Source organism: Paenibacillus sp. FSL P4-0184 (assembly GCF_038004625.1).
In the GTDB taxonomy this organism is placed as follows: domain Bacteria; phylum Bacillota; class Bacilli; order Paenibacillales; family Paenibacillaceae; genus Paenibacillus_AQ.
This window is the reverse complement of the sequence record NZ_JBBORN010000001.1, coordinates 4,359,298-4,376,874: the sequence shown is the minus strand read 5'-3', so window position 1 is coordinate 4,376,874 and position 17,577 is coordinate 4,359,298. Positions and strand designations below refer to the sequence as shown.

14 protein-coding genes are annotated in these 17,577 nt (G+C 42.4%); 6 read left to right on the top strand and 8 right to left on the bottom strand.

All coding sequences use genetic code 11. The features are described from left to right. Positions 1-101: 101 nt before the first annotated feature. Positions 102-506, top strand: coding sequence for a CBS domain-containing protein (locus MKY52_RS19175; protein WP_042189973.1), 405 nt, complete (start codon positions 102-104; stop codon positions 504-506). Between the two features lie 81 nt (positions 507-587). On the opposite strand, the gene map is transcribed toward MKY52_RS19175, so the two are convergent. From map to MKY52_RS19145, 6 genes are all read right to left on the bottom strand, one after another. Next, complete coding sequence (gene map, locus MKY52_RS19170) at positions 588-1,334, bottom strand: type I methionyl aminopeptidase (protein ID WP_042129378.1); 747 nt, start codon at positions 1,332-1,334, stop codon at positions 588-590. A 255-nt stretch (positions 1,335-1,589) separates the two neighbouring features. Further along, positions 1,590-3,314, bottom strand: a complete 1,725-nt coding sequence (cysI, locus tag MKY52_RS19165; RefSeq protein ID WP_341052835.1) for an assimilatory sulfite reductase (NADPH) hemoprotein subunit — start codon at positions 3,312-3,314, stop codon at positions 1,590-1,592. 45 nt (positions 3,315-3,359) lie between these two features. Further along, positions 3,360-5,222 (bottom strand): assimilatory sulfite reductase (NADPH) flavoprotein subunit, encoded by a 1,863-nt coding sequence (locus tag MKY52_RS19160; RefSeq protein WP_341053461.1) that lies wholly within the window; start codon positions 5,220-5,222, stop codon positions 3,360-3,362. 267 nt (positions 5,223-5,489) lie between these two features. Continuing rightward, positions 5,490-8,747 carry an ATP-binding protein gene (locus tag MKY52_RS19155; protein WP_341052834.1) on the bottom strand — a complete coding sequence of 1,086 codons (3,258 nt, stop codon included), beginning with the start codon at positions 8,745-8,747 and terminating at the stop codon, positions 5,490-5,492. Next, positions 8,734-9,108, bottom strand: coding sequence for a response regulator transcription factor (locus tag MKY52_RS19150; RefSeq protein WP_341052833.1), 375 nt, complete (start codon positions 9,106-9,108; stop codon positions 8,734-8,736). The genes MKY52_RS19155 and MKY52_RS19150 overlap by 14 nt, the downstream gene beginning before the upstream one ends. Before the next feature lie 21 nt (positions 9,109-9,129). Beyond that, entirely contained in the window at positions 9,130-10,761 is a 1,632-nt protein-coding gene (locus MKY52_RS19145; protein WP_341052832.1) for a diguanylate cyclase, read from the bottom strand. Between the two features lie 217 nt (positions 10,762-10,978). Between MKY52_RS19145 and MKY52_RS19140 the strand changes: the two genes are divergently transcribed. Together MKY52_RS19140 and MKY52_RS19135 are read left to right on the top strand one after the other, a co-directional pair. Next, entirely contained in the window at positions 10,979-11,248 is a 270-nt protein-coding gene (locus MKY52_RS19140; RefSeq protein ID WP_341052830.1) for an ACT domain-containing protein, read from the top strand. Between the two features lie 13 nt (positions 11,249-11,261). Beyond that, complete coding sequence (locus MKY52_RS19135) at positions 11,262-12,617, top strand: PFL family protein (RefSeq protein ID WP_256716384.1); 1,356 nt, start codon at positions 11,262-11,264, stop codon at positions 12,615-12,617. A gap of 90 nt (positions 12,618-12,707) precedes the next feature. Here the strand turns inward: MKY52_RS19135 and MKY52_RS19130 are convergent, their stop codons facing one another. Next, complete coding sequence (locus MKY52_RS19130) at positions 12,708-13,118, bottom strand: hypothetical protein (RefSeq protein WP_341052829.1); 411 nt, start codon at positions 13,116-13,118, stop codon at positions 12,708-12,710. Positions 13,119-13,324: 206 nt separating this feature from the next. On the opposite strand from MKY52_RS19130, the gene MKY52_RS19125 reads away from it, so the two are divergent. After that, the gene (locus tag MKY52_RS19125) at positions 13,325-14,362 is read left to right on the top strand and encodes a glycosyltransferase family protein (protein ID WP_341052828.1); all 1,038 of its coding nucleotides are present in this window, start codon (positions 13,325-13,327) and stop codon (positions 14,360-14,362) included. 13 nt (positions 14,363-14,375) lie between these two features. Next, entirely contained in the window at positions 14,376-15,449 is a 1,074-nt protein-coding gene (locus MKY52_RS19120; RefSeq protein ID WP_341052827.1) for a glycosyltransferase WbsX family protein, read from the top strand. Between the two features lie 28 nt (positions 15,450-15,477). Here MKY52_RS19120 and MKY52_RS19115 read toward each other — a convergent pair whose 3' ends face one another. After that, positions 15,478-16,941, bottom strand: coding sequence for an MFS transporter (locus tag MKY52_RS19115; RefSeq protein ID WP_339266085.1), 1,464 nt, complete (start codon positions 16,939-16,941; stop codon positions 15,478-15,480). A gap of 164 nt (positions 16,942-17,105) precedes the next feature. Between MKY52_RS19115 and MKY52_RS19110 the strand changes: the two genes are divergently transcribed. Beyond that, on the top strand, positions 17,106-17,525 hold the full coding sequence (locus MKY52_RS19110) for a MarR family winged helix-turn-helix transcriptional regulator (RefSeq protein WP_341052826.1): 420 nt from the start codon (positions 17,106-17,108) through the stop codon (positions 17,523-17,525). Positions 17,526-17,577: the final 52 nt, after the last annotated feature.

Below are 17,577 nucleotides of genomic sequence, written 5' to 3'. Positions count from 1 at the left end.
ATAATTAAATAATAAAATTTAAAACACCTATCCCTTCAAAAAGTATGTTTAAATAAAAGTAGCCTAACTAAAAAAATCTCAATACAAAGGAGTTCATGCCGATGGAAATATCCTCTTTTTTGTTGCCTAAAGATCAAGTTGCCTATATCACTAACTCACTATCCATGCTGGAAGCCTTAGAACAATTAGAGCAGCACCATTATACGGCTATCCCTATTATTGATAATGAAGGAAAATATGTAGGAACACTTTCGGAAGGTGATCTATTGTGGAAGCTGAAAAACACAGCAGGTCTAACTTTTGACAATATAGGAGAAGTTCCAGTAAGCGATATCCAGAAGCATGTTCATAACGAGAGCGTTCTCATAAATGCCGAAATGGAGGATATGCTGACGCTCGCCGCAGATCAAAATTTTGTACCTGTGATTGATAAAGAAGGCGTGTTTGTCGGAATTATTCGTCGAAAAGATATCATTGAATATTATACTCGCAACATTACTGATTAACTGATTAATTGAACAACAAATAGACCTGATCAGCAACATCATGAGAAGATGAAGCTAATCAGGTCTATTTTCTACCCTAAATTATAGTTCAGTCAGAATAATGGTTCCTTGAGGGGTGATAGCTAATGTATGTTCATATTGTGCTGACAGACCGCCGTCAATGGTACGTGCAGTCCAACCATCCGCATCAATTTTTGTTCTGTAGCTACCTGTGTTCAGCATCGGTTCAATGGTAAATACCATCCCCTCTTTAAGACGAGGTCCTCTGCCAGCCGGACCATAGTGAGGTACCTCTGGTGCTTCGTGCATTTCTGAACCAATCCCATGACCAATAAAATCACGCACAACTGAAAAACCATTAGACTCTGCGTAAACTTGAATAGCATGAGCGACATCCCCGATACGGTTGCCTGCAACTGCCTGCTCGATACCACGGAATAAAGATTCCTTTGTGGTGTCTAGCAATTTAGTCGCCTGCTCACTAATGTTGCCAATCCCATATGACCAAGCGGAATCTGCCAACCAGCCATCTAAGTTAACTACCATGTCTATGGTTACTATATCTCCATCTTTAAGTGGTTCCTTTTTCGGAAATCCGTGGCAGATTACATCATTTACAGAGGCACAGGTTGCGTACGGATATCCGTTATATCCTTTTTGCTCAGGAGTTGCTCCTTGAGACAGTATAAATTTTTCTGCAAATTCATCAATCTCCCAGGTAGTAATTCCCGGCTGTAGAATTTGTGCAATTTGACGATGACATTCAGCGAGAATTTTTCCCGCCGCACGCATTTTTTCGATCTCTTCCATCGTTTTCATGATAATCATAATATCGCCTCTTCTGTACAGAACACATCACTCTCGGGCAATGGCTCTTCTTTTGTATTTAGTTTCCCCTTTATATTATGAAAGAAAAACACGAGAAATCCAAATCATTAAGCAAAAAAAATATTTATTCCTGTCTGAAACTAAAAAACTCCCTTTATTCTTATAAAAATGTGGTTAGGGTAAGGCCAACCAACAAAGAGGTGTCCCAGCAGCCATAATGCAGGCTCTGGGACACCCATTTCAGTCTAAATTAGATTAGTCATGAAAATTAAGACCTGACGAAACCGCTTTGACATAACCTGCACGGATCACGAAATCTCCAAAATGCTCGCTATGCAGACGTTCTTTCGAATAACGATGAAGAATTGGCTCCAGCGTCTCTAGAATTTCTTTTTCATCTATGTTTTCTTTATACATTTTGTTCAAGCGATCTCCCGTAAACCCTGCTCCCAAGTACATATTATATCTGCCTGGACCTTTACCAATAAACGAGATTTCGCCTAGTGCCGGTCTTGCACACCCATTAGGACAGCCTGTCATCCGGATCACGATTTCCTCATCGCGTAGACCAGCTTCATCAAGGACAAGCTCTAGCTTATCAATCAACGAAGGCAAATAACGTTCTGCTTCAGCCATTGCAAGTCCGCAGGTTGGTAGCGCCACACAAGACATCGAACTGCGTCGTAGCGCAGACAGATGAGCTCCGTCCGTAAGTCCATGCTGTTTAGCCAGCTCAGCCACTTTTCGCTTTTTGGCAGTGGTTACGTTAGCAATCGTTAAATTCTGATTCGGCGTAAGCCGGAAATCCCCGGTATGAATCTTGGCAATTTCCCGCAGTCCAGTCATCAATGTGTACCCTTCTTGGTCATGAATCCGTCCGCTTTGGATATAAAGCGTCAAATTCCATTTTCCATTCGTACCCTTCACCCAGCCGTAGCGGTCTCCATTATGGTCGAAATGGTACTCACGTGCCGCCTCAAGCTGCCATCCGAGTCTTTCATGCAGCTCATCGACAAACCATTCCAGACCGTGGCGGTCAATCGTATACTTGAACCGTGCATTTTTACGGACAGAACGATTTCCATAATCCCGCTGAATCGTTACTGTCTTCTCCGCTACATCGATCATTTGATCAGGACGGCAAAAACCAATGATACGGCCAAGCTGAGGATACGTGCTGTTATCGCCATGCGTCATTCCCATACCGCCGCCTACAGAAACGTTGAACCCTACCAGCTTATCATTCTCAAGAATAGCGATGAAGCCTAGATCCTGCGAGAACACATCTACGTCATTTGAAGGGGGCACCGCAAGACCAATCTTGAATTTACGCGGTAAATATACCGGACCATAGATCGGTTCAACTTCTGCCCGATCTCCTAAACTATCCACTACCTTTTCACCGTCTAGCCAAATTTCATGGTAAGCGGGAGTGCGTGGGGATAGATGATCACTAACTTTGCGCGCCCATTCATAGACTTCTGCATGCACCTCAGATTGATAAGGATTCGGATTGCTCATTACGTTACGGTTGACATCCCCACAAGCTGCAAGGGTTGTCATTAGCGTATCATTGATGCTTCGAATGGTCTTTTTTAAGTTCCATTTGAGAACGCCATGCATTTGAAATGCCTGTCTTGTAGTCAAACGTAAGGTTCCGTTACCATACTTCTGTGCCAGATCATCCATCACCAGCCATTGTTCCGGTGTAGCTACACCACCTGGGGCAACTACGCGAAGCATAAACTGGAATGCTGGCTCCAGCTTCTGACGTTCCCGTTCATTGCGCAAATCTCTGTCATCCTGCATATAGCTTCCGTGAAATTTAAGCAGGCGATTATCATCTTCAGGTAGACCACCCGTAATCGGATTGCTTAGTGTCTCAACTAATGCACCCCGCAGATAGTTACTCTCCGATTTAATATGCTCAACATCACTTGGAGGCCCGCCGATCGGCTTAACCTTCTCATTGTTTGCCATTGTTGTTATCTCCCCCCGAAGTCATTCGATAACTCCATCTATCCATTAATAGACATCACGCTGGTAACGCTGCGTCTGTTGCATATCTTCCAGATAAGCCGCTGCCGCTTCAGGGCTCAGTCCGCCCTCACTCTGAATTACCGTAAGCAGTGCAGAATGAACATCATGCGCCATGTACTTCTCGTCACCGCAAACGTAGATATGAGCACCTTCTTGCAGCCATTCATAAACCTCACGACTCTTTTGTAAAATGCGATGTTGTACATATACTTTCTCTTCGGTATCACGTGAGAAGGCGACATCCAGCTTACTTAGAACGCCATCCTTTAGCATTCTCTGCCAATCAGTCTGATACAGAAAATCTGTTACAAAATGCCGATCCCCATAGAACAGCCAAGATTTCCCTTCCGCTCCCAGCTCCCCACGTTCCTCTAGGAAAGAGCGGAATGGTGCAACACCTGTGCCTGGTCCGATCATGATCATCGGTGCATCCGGATTAGTCGGTAGCTTAAAGTTAGGATTATGCTGAATGTAAATAGGCAATGTATCTCCCGGCTCTACTCTTTCTGCGCAATGCACTGAGCAGACACCGTAACGTTCCCTACCGTGAGCCTCATAACGTACAGCTCTGACGGTTAGATGAACCTCATCCGGGTTAGCTTTATAACTGCTAGCGATAGAATATAGGCGTGCAGGAAGCTTCCGCAAAATCGTCACAAAACTGCTGGCTGGACCTTCCCACGGTGAGAAGTCCTGGATCAAATCGAGTAGATCGCGTCCTTGAATATACTCTTTAAGCTCCGAAGCACGATCTGGAGCTAATAACTCACTCAGCTTGTTTGAAGCAGACAGCTTTGCCGCTTGCTCCAGCAAAGGTTTGGTCAATACAGTGATTTCATAATGATGCAGAAGTGCCTCACGTAAGGCTCCTTCATCACCTTTCTTATTAAACGGAACCTTATCATTAGGATTCCAGCCCATAGTATGAATAATAGCGTCCACCAGTTCAGGATGATTCTCTGGGTATACTCCCAGTGCATCCCCAGGTTCAAACTGTATATTAGAGCCTTCAAGCGATAGTTCCAAATGGCGAGTCTCCCGGTCCGAGCCGCGTCCGTTCAAATTCAGATTCTCCAGTACCTCTGCCTTAAAAGGATTATTACGAGTATATAGAGGTTCTTGTGACTCTGCGTCCTCCGCGGCTTGAACCGCTTTTGCAGCAATGGCTGGAGCATTTAAATTTGCATTTAATGCAGCAATTACACCTTCGAACCATTCGGCAACGGAATCGTCATAATCGAGATCACAATCTACACGTGGACTTAGGCGCTTACCACCAAGCTCCTCTAACCTCTGATCGAACTCTTTACCCGTCTGACAGAAAAATTCATAAGAGGTGTCTCCCAGAGCCAGAACTGAAAACCGCAGGTTCTGTAATTGAGGGGCTCTTTTACTGTAAAGAAATTCATGAAAAATCCTTGCATTATCAGGTGGTTCACCTTCTCCATGAGTACTCACCAATAGAAGTAGATTCTCAACCTTTTTAAGCGCTGTAGGTTTGAAATTGTTCATCGCGGAGAGTGTGACCTGAAATCCTTGCTCTTCCAGCTTGCGGGACAAGCTCCCCGCAAGTCGCTGGCAATTACCCGTTTGCGAACCAAATAATATGGTCACTTCCCGTGAGGCTGCTGGTTGGCTCGTTACGGCAGCGCCAACCTCTGTGTTTCCAATCGTATTCGATGGCACTTGAAGTTCAGCACCTGCTGGCGCTGCCGCCGTAGTACGTCCAATCGCGGACAAAAATCCACTGAGCCATATTTGCTGCGTCTCCGTTAAGGTTGGTAGAAGACGATTGAGAAGCTCGACTTGGTTCTCGTTAAAAGGACTGTTCGTTACCTGTAGTTGCAACAATATCCACCTCTCCTAAACATGAAATCTGGTTATGATCCGTGCCTCAATTGAATTTATCTGAGCCTTTTTTAGAACCTCATAAAATCAGGCTATCACAATATTTGTAAACGATCAATGAAGTCATTTTCACCTAAAAATTGTTAATTATTGAAAAAGTATCAATAAAGTACGTAAAAACCGATCAAAACAGTATGATTTGCCCTGTTTTGATCGGTTTCATTATAAAAAATGATACTATTTATAAAATATTGTGATAAATAAAAACTATAAATCCTTCTTACTTTCGGGAAATAATACCTCGCCTACCCCTGTCTTTATCTTCACAATCTCTTCAAGCGTATTCGATAACTCACCTGGCGGATAAGGCTTCGTTAAATACTTCTGTATCACATCATTCAATTGGTTCTTGTCTGATTGATCCAGAGCAGAAGAGATAACAATCGGAATATTCTCTGTTCTCGAATCCTCTTTTAGCATTCGGATCAAATCCCAACCGTCCAGTTCTTCACCAAGCATCAAATCAACCACGATCGCAACAAATGGTGTTTTCAAGGCTTGATCAAAAGCTTGCTGTGGATGATAGTGATGGGTAACACGGAACCCCTTCCCTTTAAGCTCTTCTGATAAAAGCAACGAAAGACTATAATCATCTTCAACAATCATTACATTCGGTTTGAGCTCTTTATCAGCATTCCATTTATTCAGCTCATCTTGCTGCCGGCTTGCTTCTGCATTAAGGATTGGGAGGCTAAACCAAACGGTTGTCCCTTCACCCTCTACCGAATCAATACCGATGGTTCCCTTTTGTTTCTCAATAATTTCTTTACAGATGGCAAGACCGAGACCTGTTCCACCAATTCTTTTGGAGGCACTGTTGTCCACTCTTCTGAATTTTTGGAATAGCTGTCCGATTTGATCCTTTGGAATGCCCAGACCATTATCCTGGATACGCACAATAATATGATCCGGCTCATTATGCAGCAGTACCTTCACTTCATTGTTAGACGGTGAGAACTTGATCGCATTACTTAACAAATTCGTTAGAACTTGAACGATCTTATCCTGGTCCACATCTACCTCCGCATTCAGAGCCTCATCCACCAACAGCACATGATGCGTGCTACTAAGTTTATATTGATCGATAACCCCAAGGACAATTTCACTAAGATTTACATGCTCCGTGATATACTGCTGCTTCCCTGACTCCATTCTCTGCAGATCCAGAAAATCATTAATAAGCTCAGTCAACCGCTTCGCTTCCTTATGAATCGTCTCCAAATACTTCAGCTGCTTCTCAGGCTTCATGGTTTTGGACAATAGCAGTTCCGTGAATCCTAATACACTCGACAATGGCGTTCTCAGCTCATGACTTACCGTACTGACAAGATCAGATTTCATAAGATCCAGCTCGTACTCCCTAGTGATATCTCTATATACAAACAATGTACCAATTCTAAGCTCCCGGCGGAAAACAGGAATCGCATAAACATCAATATGCTTCTTGGATTCCGTTCCAATGGAGTATTGCATACTGCTGGACTCCAGAGCATCCTCAGAGATTGCCTGTTCAAAAAACGACCGAAGCTCATGGTTCTCATTCGAGCGTTCGATGAAATAATCCATCCATTCTTTTCTAGGAGTCAGTGTACCTTCAATCCAGTCATAGTTAACGATGTTGCACAGCGCCTTATTCATCTGAAGCATCACGCCTTCTGTACTCACGAACTGAATGCCTTCGTTTACGTTATTCACGATATCGCGGTTCAGCTTTCGCCCATGTTCAATCTCTTCGTACATGAATAAACGTTCAATCGCCAGAGCTACGCGGTTCATCATTCCTTGAACCTCATTAATCTCTTCTTTACTGAAAGAATGTCCAATCCGGGTTCCGCAAAATACAGCTAGAATCTCATCTTCTGCATTTACAACAGTGGTATAGAAATCATAACAGTAGACCTCATTCGCAGAAATTCCCTGTTCCGATTGCGTAGCTAGACGCTTAATCAGATAGGTTTTTTCCGTCTTCAAACGATATAACATTTCATTGTTCTCATTATCGAGATAACGCGCTACATTTTCCTGAGGAATCCCTTTAACAGCTGCGATCTTATCTTTTACAAGAAGGAAGAAACTCGAATCAAATGAATACAGGTGATGCATGAACTGAATAAACTTATCTGCAAATTCTTGTTTATCTAAGGTGTATGTAATGTCATGATTCAGCTGATTATTAAGCTCAAGCATTTTTTTGGTCTGTTCTGTATTCTTCAGCGTTTCCGCTAGCTCCAGCTGTACACTTTTCATAGAGGTGACATCATACGCGATAAAAATGTACTGATAAATCACACCCTCATTGTTCAGATACGGCACGACAGTCAGATGCATCCAGATTGGCAATCCGTCTTTAGTCAGAATCTGGAGTTCATTGCTCCATACCCCGCCCGTATATAATTTGTTGAAGATCTTCTGCATTTGTTCTCTAGATATATTATAGAGTTCAAATAACTTATAGGTAAAACCGATAATTTCAGAATTTTTATAGCCGGTATATTTGCTTAAATTATCATTCGCGTAGGTAAATACGCCCTTATCTGTAAGGATCCCCACCGCTGAGGATTGATCGAGTGCCTTCATCATACTCTCTATTTCACTAAGCGAACGTTGCAGTCTGTACTGCTGATCCTGAAGTTCATCTTGCTGCGCGTGCAGCTCTTCATTCTGCATCATCAATTCTTCTTCTTTGTCCTGAATACTTCTGGCCATATTTAGAAATGCATTATAAAGCCGACCAATCTCATCTTGATGCTTAAGCTTGCCGAGAAGAATTTCCTCACCGGCAGCCAAGGAATGAGTGGCCCCTTCCAGCTTCAAAATAGGATTAATCAAATTCTTAAGAATCCGCCAGATCATAAAGGTAAAGAACAGTAGAATAATCGTGCTAAAAAAGAAGGCGATAAAGGTGAATTCGTTAGCTCGTTTGATATAATCCATAGCCATGGTATTTAATGCTGCATCGGATCGCTGTCTATACTCTTTCGTATACGTTAGAAAATCATTCACTGATTTAGTAATACCATCTCCGGATAGTACTCTCAAAGCAGCATAATCATCAGCCTCGACAAGCCGAATCGCTTCCGGTAGCGTTTTATTTTTATACTGGACATAAAATGATTTTAAACCATCTCTAAACAAGGCTTCTTCGGCGGATAAATTAAGATTAGAATACGTATCCAGAATTTGATCAAATTTTACTAGGGCTGCATTTAAGAGCTTTAATTCATTCTCGTCCTTAAGCAAAGTGAATCCCCTAGCTCGGAAAAACACCTCATTTAACGTGCTCGCCATCTCACTGATCGTGTCTGCTTTATACTGCAAACTTTCACGTTCTCTACTTAATTCATCTTGTTCATAGTTTATGAAAATAAAAAAAACAGTTCCCATAAGAATGATTAAAGAAAACACTAATACAATGATGCGGAAATATTTATTTTTGATGCTGTGATTAGCGTTACTTTTCTTCACCACTCAGGATCCCCTCCACAATCTGCAAGAGTTCCATCGGACTAAATGGTTTCGGCATGAAGTAACGCGCACCTGCTTCAACTGCTCGAATTCGATCTACATCTTGAGCTTTGGCCGTTAACATTAATATAGCTGTAGTTTTCTTTTTCTCCTCATCCAGCTGCTGAAGCACTTCAATCCCTGTCATTTCCGGCATCATATAATCGAGAATCACCAAATCATAAGGATCCGTAGACAGCTTAGATAGAGCTTCCAACCCATTCTCCGCTGTGTGAATCTCAACATTCTCCAAATCTTCCAATGTATCCTCGATTAACATCCGTAATACTTCTTCATCATCCACTACCATTATTTTTTGCATATTCGCACAATTCCCTTCGTGTTAGAACAAAAATCTATGAGCCAACCGTTCCATTCGGGACAACAGCTCAGGCATATGGACAGGTTTTACTACATAATCATCGGCACCCATCTGCAGGGCATGTACAATATCCGCCTGATTATTTCTCCCTGTCAGCATGATCACTAATATATTCACTTCCGGATACGTCTTGCGAATTCTTTCCAGGACTTCAACGCCATCAAGATCCGGCATCACACCATCCAGTAGAATAATATATTTCTCATCTATGGAATACCAATCCGATTGCAAGAAATCCAGCCCATTCGCATAACTACTGATATTCACCTCAGTAATATCCTCCGGCTCCCATGTATCAATCTGATGAGTCACTATTTTTCGAATCAACGCATCATCATCCACAACAATTACATTTAGAACCGAATGCTTTTTACTCGACGATAAATGGTCCGTGTAGAGTGTAGTCTGATTCCTTCCGGCATCTTTGCTGGCATAGAGAGCTTGGTCTGCTTCTTCTACAATTTTATCGGCAATATTCTCAGCTTCTGTTACCTCTGATATCCCACTCGAGAAGGTCACATGAAAGACTTCATTCTTCGCAAAAAAGTCAGTGGCAGCAAATTGCTCCTTAATACGGTTTATTACTGTCAATGCAGAACTCGCATCCGTATTTGGCAGGAACACAGCAAACTCTTCTCCACCGAAGCGGCAAAAGGTATCTTCCATACGAATCGAACCCTTTACAAGCTCAGACAAGGACTGTAATACCTCATCTCCGATTAGATGACCATATGTATCATTAATCTTTTTGAAATAGTCCAGATCAATCAGTGCTAAAGAAAACACCCGTTCCGTGCGCTTAAAATCGCAAATCAGCTGCTTCATCACTTGATTAAAGTGTTTTCGATTAAACGCACCCGTCAATTCATCCACAATGATGGATTCCTGCCACTCCCGCTTTAACTCAAAGCGGTTTTTAATCAAAGCCAGAAATAAATCAATATCTACAGGCTTCGATAAAAAATCCATCACACCCAGCCTATACGCATGCAGTTGAGTCGCTTTGGAGTACTCCCCACTTATAATGATGATTGGAATACGTTCTTTTTTGGCTTTGCCGATAATTTGATTCAAGACCTCAATTCCGCTGATATCAGGCAAAAGAATATCCAGAAGAATTAGATCCGGTTTGGTTTCATAAAAAATCTTGAGACCTCGTTCAGCGGACAAGGCAATGCTTACATAATAGTTCTGCTTCTCCAATGATTCTTTTAAATAAGCCACTAATTCTACATCATCATCAATAAGCAAAATATCATTATGTGGGAGCGAATCATCATTTCCTTTTTTGTCTAACGTCTTAACTGAACCTAGAGAAACCGATGAATCTTGATTAAACAGTGGAATAAGCGGATACAAATAATCGCCCCACTCTTCAATAGACCAGTTCTTAAGGCTACTTTCCATGAAATAGGGCAACGTTGCATCGGCAAACTGTTCAACTTCTTGTAACCCCACTGTTCCTGCCGTACCTTTCAAATTATGCAAAAAACGATAAATGTCCTTCTCGTTAACTTCCGACAGTTCCGACCATTCCTGGAGGGTTTGTTTGGTCCGCTCTTCAACCATATTTTTATATTTTTGTGTAGTCATATTTACTCCTTCAGAGTATCGTATCAATCTCTCACTTCATCATATTTTTCATATACTGTCAATCGAATTTTCTTTAAATTCATAGGACTTTATATAAAAATGATCAAACGGACAAAAAACCTTTGGTTGAAGCTTGCTTCAGCATTTGTAATAATGATTGGAATGGTTCATTCCGTTTACACGGCGTAATCACCATATACAAAGGGAGGCTGTATTTATGAAGGGGATTATTACTGTATTAGGAAAAGACAAAGTAGGGATTATTGCCAAGATATGTACATATCTTGCCGAGCACAATTTGAACATTCTGGATATTTCTCAGACGATTGTACAAGATTATTTTAACATGATGATGATTGTAGACATTTCTGGCGCGACTAAAGCATTTGAGGATATTGTTGAGGATTTACATTTGATCGGAGAAGCGATCGGCGTGGAAATCAAGCTTCAGCATGAGGATATTTTTAATATTATGCACCGCATTTAGGAGGATGACCATGATATCACTGGTGGAAGTACAAGAAACGAATAAGATGATCCGTGAAATGAATCTGGATGTACGTACCATAACGATGGGGATCAGCCTCATGGATTGTGCACATACAGATATGAGAACTTTTAACCAAAACGTATACGACAAAATCACTAGATCCGCCGAGAAGCTCGTCAAAACAGGTGAAGATCTGGAAAGACAATTCGGTGTACCAATTGTTAATAAACGAATTTCTGTGACTCCTATAGCTATTGCTGCTGGTGCCGTGAAGACGGATACGTATGTGCCTGTAGCGGAAATTTTGGACAAGGCTGCCAAAGAAGTTGGGGTTAACTTTATTGGCGGCTTCTCTGCGCTTGTGCAAAAAGGGTGCACCAAAGGTGATCGTATTCTAATCGACAGTATCCCAGAAGCACTCGCAGTCACTGAAAGAGTCTGTTCGTCCGTCAACGTCGGCTCCTCCAGAAGTGGAATCAATATGGATGCTGTGAAATTAATGGGTGATATCATTATTCAAACTGCGGAACGCACCAAGGATCGGGATTCCATCGGCTGTGCTAAGCTGGTTGTCTTCTGTAATGCTGTCGAGGACAATCCTTTTATGGCTGGAGCCTTTCATGGGGTTGGTGAACGGGAATGTGTCATTAACGTTGGCGTCAGTGGCCCGGGTGTAATCAAGCGTGCATTAGAGGAAGTGAAAGGTCAGGACTTCGAAACCCTGTGTGAAACGATCAAACGGACTGCGTTTAAAGTTACACGTGTGGGACAACTAGTTGCGCAGGAAGCATCGAAACGGATGAACGTGCCTTTTGGGATTATCGATTTATCTCTGGCTCCAACACCAGAAATTGGGGATTCCATTGCGGAGATCTTTCAAGTCATGGGTCTGGAAGAAGCTGGCGCACCAGGAACAACAGCCGCTCTGGCGATTCTAAATGACAATGTTAAAAAAGGTGGCGTGATGGCCTCCTCCTATGTTGGCGGACTCAGTGGAGCCTTTATTCCAGTTAGTGAAGATCACGGAATGATTCAAGCCGTACAGCGTGGTGCGCTTACGCTCGAGAAGCTAGAAGCCATGACCTGTGTATGTTCTGTAGGACTGGACATGATTGCTATTCCGGGAAGTACCACCAAAGAGACGATCTCTGGCATCATCGCCGATGAAGCTGCTATCGGAATGGTCAATAACAAAACAACCGCAGTTCGCGTCATTCCTGTCATCGGTAAGGATGTGGGCGAAATCGTAGAATTTGGCGGTCTCCTTGGATATGCGCCTGTCATGGCTGTTAACGGCTTCAATTGTGCCAACTTCATCAACCGAGGCGGACGAATTCCTGCTCCAATTCACAGCTTTAAGAACTAATAGAAACCTCAAACAGCAAGTCCCTATTTGTACCTAGGCGACTTGCTGTTTTTTATTGTTCAGAGCTTGAAGATGTTAATGTTATCAGAATTAAGCCCGCTGAATCCCAATATTAGGTGTTCCCCCGGTCAAATCGATAAATAATACATAGTCATTTCCATCCGTACCCTTCAGCACAAGCCCTGTCTGACCTGCAACTCCTATAGCGAAATATCTGACTTGTTGAAGGCTCGTAGGTGCTGAAACAGGTGATAAAGCCTGATTCACCGCGATCAAACGGGTTGCAGTTTTGATGGTACCTGCACCACTGATTTCACCGGTTACACCCAAATGACCAAGTATAGATTCACTACCGTTCACATTAAGGCTTCCCATTATCGTCTGACTACCATTCAAGTGCAGATTTGAATCGATAGTCTCATTCCCGTTAACATGCAGATCATTTTGAATGGTCTGACTTCCTGTAACAAGAATATTATCGAAGGTTGGCAAGACGATCATCCCTTTCAGGTTTTATAGTATATTTTATGTTAGACAAGACAATCCGGTCATAGATAGATATACATCTTTTACTAAATCCGCTTTTTCCTTCGAGATTCAGATTAATGGTCTTATACCTAAAGTCAAATGAACCCCCTACACATATAATGATTAGCAAGACTAGGTGCTAGAGCGAATGACTGGCTCCAATGAATACAGGAGGAATTATGAAGAAGACAGCTACTAGGCTCACTCCTCAAAGGCCCTCAACTCACGAAGTCTCCATCAGCCAAGTTCATCAATCGCAACACCGTAATCTCATTCTCGAGAACTCTTATAGAGCGGAAACCATAACACGGGAACTAAAGCAATTAAGAGTATTGCTTCTGGTTCCCTCAGAGATAAGTGATAAAATGCCTAACGTACGACTTTTTAAAGATCAGCTAAGGCATCTGGTCAAAGAAGTGCTTGCCATTAAGTTACATCATAATCTAGAAGAATATTTAGCCCAGTATCAGCCTGATCTGATATTAGCCTTGGGATCAGAATCCCTGTTCCCTGAGGAGAATATTCCTGCCCTCAAAGCTTACAAAGCTCCTAAGGCCGTATGGATGGCAGACGCGACCTGCCTTACCCGAACAGAACGTAATCTAGCGCTGTTATTCGATTATATTTTCACACAGAACATAGCTAATCTAATCTATTATCAAGGTTTACGTGAGAAACATTCGAGCTACCTCCCTTATGCTCCAGATACAGAACTCTATTATCCAAGACGTGTGGAGAAACGTTACCACAGTGACGTACTCATTCTCGGCCATTTTCAAATGAATAGTGTTCTGGACACCCTAGCTCATTCAGAACTACTTCATGGCCTCAAGATATTGACCATTGGTAGCGGGTGGGAGCCCACCAAAAATTTCATAGACATCACCTACGATAAAGCAGAAATGTCTAACTATTATAATGGAGCAAGAATCATCATCAATTGCACAGGATCTGTGCAGCAAATTATGGAGGTCGCTGCTTGCGGCGTATTTCAGTTCGTGGAAGATCATCCCCATCTTCAAAGTTACCCCATCACAGAAGAAGGTCCTATTCGTTTCCAGAACTTTAAAGAGCTCTCTGAGAGCTTCAAGTACTATATTGCCCATAGTGATGCAAGGAGAAGTTGGGCCTCTCGTGCTCTAAAGGAAGTGAAGTACAATCATTCTTATCTTCAGCAGGGAAAGCTGCTTCTCAAAAAAATATTCACGGAACCATAGGGGGTGACTTGACTTGAAATGCATCGCTTTTGTATTGCCTCAGTTTCATCAGATAGCAGAGAACGATTCCTGGTGGGGAGAGGGATTTACAGAATGGACAAATGTCAGGAAGGCTGCAGCCCTTTATCCTGGACATGATCAACCGAAAAAACCATTAAATAATAACTACTACGATTTAACGGACCCTAATGTGAAACAATGGCAGGCAGAAACTGCAAAAGCTCATGGCATTTACGGTTTTTGTTATTATCACTATTGGTTCAATGGCAGGCGACTTCTGGAACAACCGGTTCAGCAGATTCTTGCCAGCAAAGAGCCTGACTTCCCCTTTTGTCTGTCTTGGGCTAACGAACCTTGGACACGAAGCTGGGATGGCACTGAAGAAGATGTCTTGATGCCACAAGAATATGGAGAAGAACGGGATTGGCGAATGCATTTTTATGCTTTGTTGGAGGCCTTCAAAGATGAACGATATATTTGCGTAGACGGCAAACCAGTATTTATTATCTATAGATCCTCCAGCATCCCTCGGTGTGATGAAATGCTTCAATGTTGGCGTGATTTAGCTCAGCAAAACGGACTTAAGGGGCTTCATCTTGTCCGGACACTGGGCGGATTCCCCCTAAAGACAGAGCACGGGTTCGACGCCAGTCTAGAATTCGAGCCTCACTACACATTCGCACATGGTGGTGTAAAGCACTTATGGAGTTCCAAGCAGGTGGAGGATCAAAAGCATATTGTCATTGATTACGACGAATTATGGGAATCTATGTTAGAACGGACCCCTCATAGGGATGGGGAAATTATATATCCGGGAGCATTTGTTAACTGGGATAATACACCACGCAAAGGTGCTGCCGGACAAAGTACTTTAGGTGCAAATCCTCACAAATTCGGTCAATACCTGTCACGACAAATTGAGAGGACCAAGAAGATGTTCAAAAGTGATTTTATTTATATTAACGCTTGGAACGAATGGGCTGAGGGTGCCTATTTAGAACCGGATGATCATTATCGGTATCAATACTTGCAAGCCATTAAGAAAGCCCTTCAATATCATCACAAAGAAGATCCTTCCACGCCGTAGCGTCAGAAGGATCTTCTTCTTTTATTCCTTATGGTCTTTCCGAAGTCTGCACTCTGGCGCTTCTTGCACTAATCATTCTCCAACCCGTTAGCAGTGCAGCCACAAAGCATATGGATGCCGAAGTCATGAACACTACATGCATCCCACTGATAAATAACTCTGGTCGACCTGGAACTAGACCTGTTACCCGATAACCAGCTTCACTGCTCATCACATGAAAGAGAATCGTCGTAGCTATCGTAATACCGACGACCATCCCCACATTACGAACAAGCGAGTTGACGCTGCCCGCAGAACCAAGCTGAGTTCTAGGCACCTTGGACATCACAAGCGAATTATTTGGCGACTGAAACAGACCACTCCCTATTCCTAACATAGCGATCCACACGCCTACCAGCACAACAGAGCTTCCTTCATGAAGCTCAGCTAATCCAAACTGAGCAATAACCATGACTACCAGCCCTGCAAAAGTTAGGAATTCAGACCCGATTTTATCCGATAAAGCACCGCTTATTGGTGCTACGACTACCATACATATCGGTAATAACATCAACAGGAATCCCGCTTCAAAGGGCGATAGATTCAGCATATTCTGTGCATAAAACGGCGCGATGATATTAAAGCAGAAGTTCGCTGTAAACACGAGAAACCCACATAAAATACTTAAAGAAAACAACGGATTCTTAAATAATGATAATTGTAGTAGAGGTTCTTTCCGGCGAAGCTCCGTCCATAAGAAAGCAATGAAGCTGGCTATAGCTACGATTAAAGACGTCACAATTAAGCTATCGCCATAACCGAGCTGCTGTCCCAATAAAAGCCCTGCGAACAAACTTATGATAAAAATAGCGAAGAGTAAACTACCCGGAACGTCTATTGTAGATTTCGTCCTAGTTAAATCCTTAGGCAGTACCTTCCAGCCTAACAGGATAGCGATCACTCCAATAGGAATGTTCACCCAAAAAATATACTCCCAGCCTAATGTCGAAACCATAATCCCACCTAAGCTAGGACCAGCTATACTTCCCAGAGACACGAATGTACCTATGAAACCAAGCGCTTTACCCCGCTCATTGGCAGGAAAGATATCCGTAACGATTCCCTGGCTGTTCGCCATTGTCATCGAAGCTCCGATAGCCTGAATGACACGCGAAGCAAGTAATGCAGGTAAACTTAAACTAAATCCACACAGCATAGAACCAATAACAAAAACTATCGTACCAATCTTAAAGATTCGAATCTTCCCGACAATATCTCCAAGCTTCCCGAAGAAAAGAATCGCAGCACAAATCGCCATCAAATATCCTGTGGTTACCCATTCGATTTGTGCCATAGGCAGCTTCAATTGTTTCGATAATTCTGGCAGAGCGATGTTGACAATACTACCATCAAGTGTGGACATGAAGGTAAAAATATTCAGAACAATTAAAATCATCCAGCGTTTCTTCTGAATTTCCTTGTCTTCCTGATAAGTTGCGCTAATAGAACTCATAAACTAACACCTCATTGAATATAAAATCAACGTTTAGTTGCGTACGCAACAAAACTTACTTACCCAGTGTACATCAATTTAGTTGCGCACGCAACGACTTTATTGTACACTTTGTCTCAGAGTAGCAAATACGCGAACTATAAACCCAAAGAGGTGTCTATATCTTGGAAAAAGAGCCTATAGGAAAGTTGATTTCCTATTTTCATCGTCAAAATCAAAAGCAATTGGTAAAAAAATTCATGCCCTATGGAATAGGTAGTGGCGGGCAACATAGTTTTCTAAAACTGATTACTTCCAGACCAGGGATTACACAAGATCAACTAACTTCTGAACTAAAATTCGATAAAGCTACCACCGCACGCTCCGTGAAGCAATTAGAGAATTCGGGTTATATTGAACGTAAACCAGATCCTAATGATCGACGCTCTCACCTACTATATCCAACGCCTAAAGCTATCGATTTCTCGCCAATTCTTCAGTCTATTTTAGATGATTATAACAAGAGCCTAGTTGGTAAATTAACCAGCGAGGAAGTAGAGCAGCTTCGCTACTTACTTCAAAAAATCAGCACTGACGAAGAATAGGACAAAAAAAGAAACTGTCTCAAAAGTAGTAAAGGCTACTTAAAGGACAGCT

Coding starts and splice junctions, on each gene's coding strand:
- MKY52_RS19175 (WP_042189973.1), top strand. CDS start 102: ATGGAAATATCCTCTTTTTTGTTGCCTAAAGATCAAGTTGCCTATATC.
- map (WP_042129378.1), bottom strand. CDS start 1,334: ATGATTATCATGAAAACGATGGAAGAGATCGAAAAAATGCGTGCGGCG.
- cysI (WP_341052835.1), bottom strand. CDS start 3,314: ATGGCAAACAATGAGAAGGTTAAGCCGATCGGCGGGCCTCCAAGTGAT.
- MKY52_RS19150 (WP_341052833.1), bottom strand. CDS start 9,108: ATGCAAAAAATAATGGTAGTGGATGATGAAGAAGTATTACGGATGTTA.
- MKY52_RS19145 (WP_341052832.1), bottom strand. CDS start 10,761: ATGACTACACAAAAATATAAAAATATGGTTGAAGAGCGGACCAAACAA.
- MKY52_RS19140 (WP_341052830.1), top strand. CDS start 10,979: ATGAAGGGGATTATTACTGTATTAGGAAAAGACAAAGTAGGGATTATT.
- MKY52_RS19130 (WP_341052829.1), bottom strand. CDS start 13,118: ATGATCGTCTTGCCAACCTTCGATAATATTCTTGTTACAGGAAGTCAG.
- MKY52_RS19125 (WP_341052828.1), top strand. CDS start 13,325: ATGAAGAAGACAGCTACTAGGCTCACTCCTCAAAGGCCCTCAACTCAC.
- MKY52_RS19115 (WP_339266085.1), bottom strand. CDS start 16,941: ATGAGTTCTATTAGCGCAACTTATCAGGAAGACAAGGAAATTCAGAAG.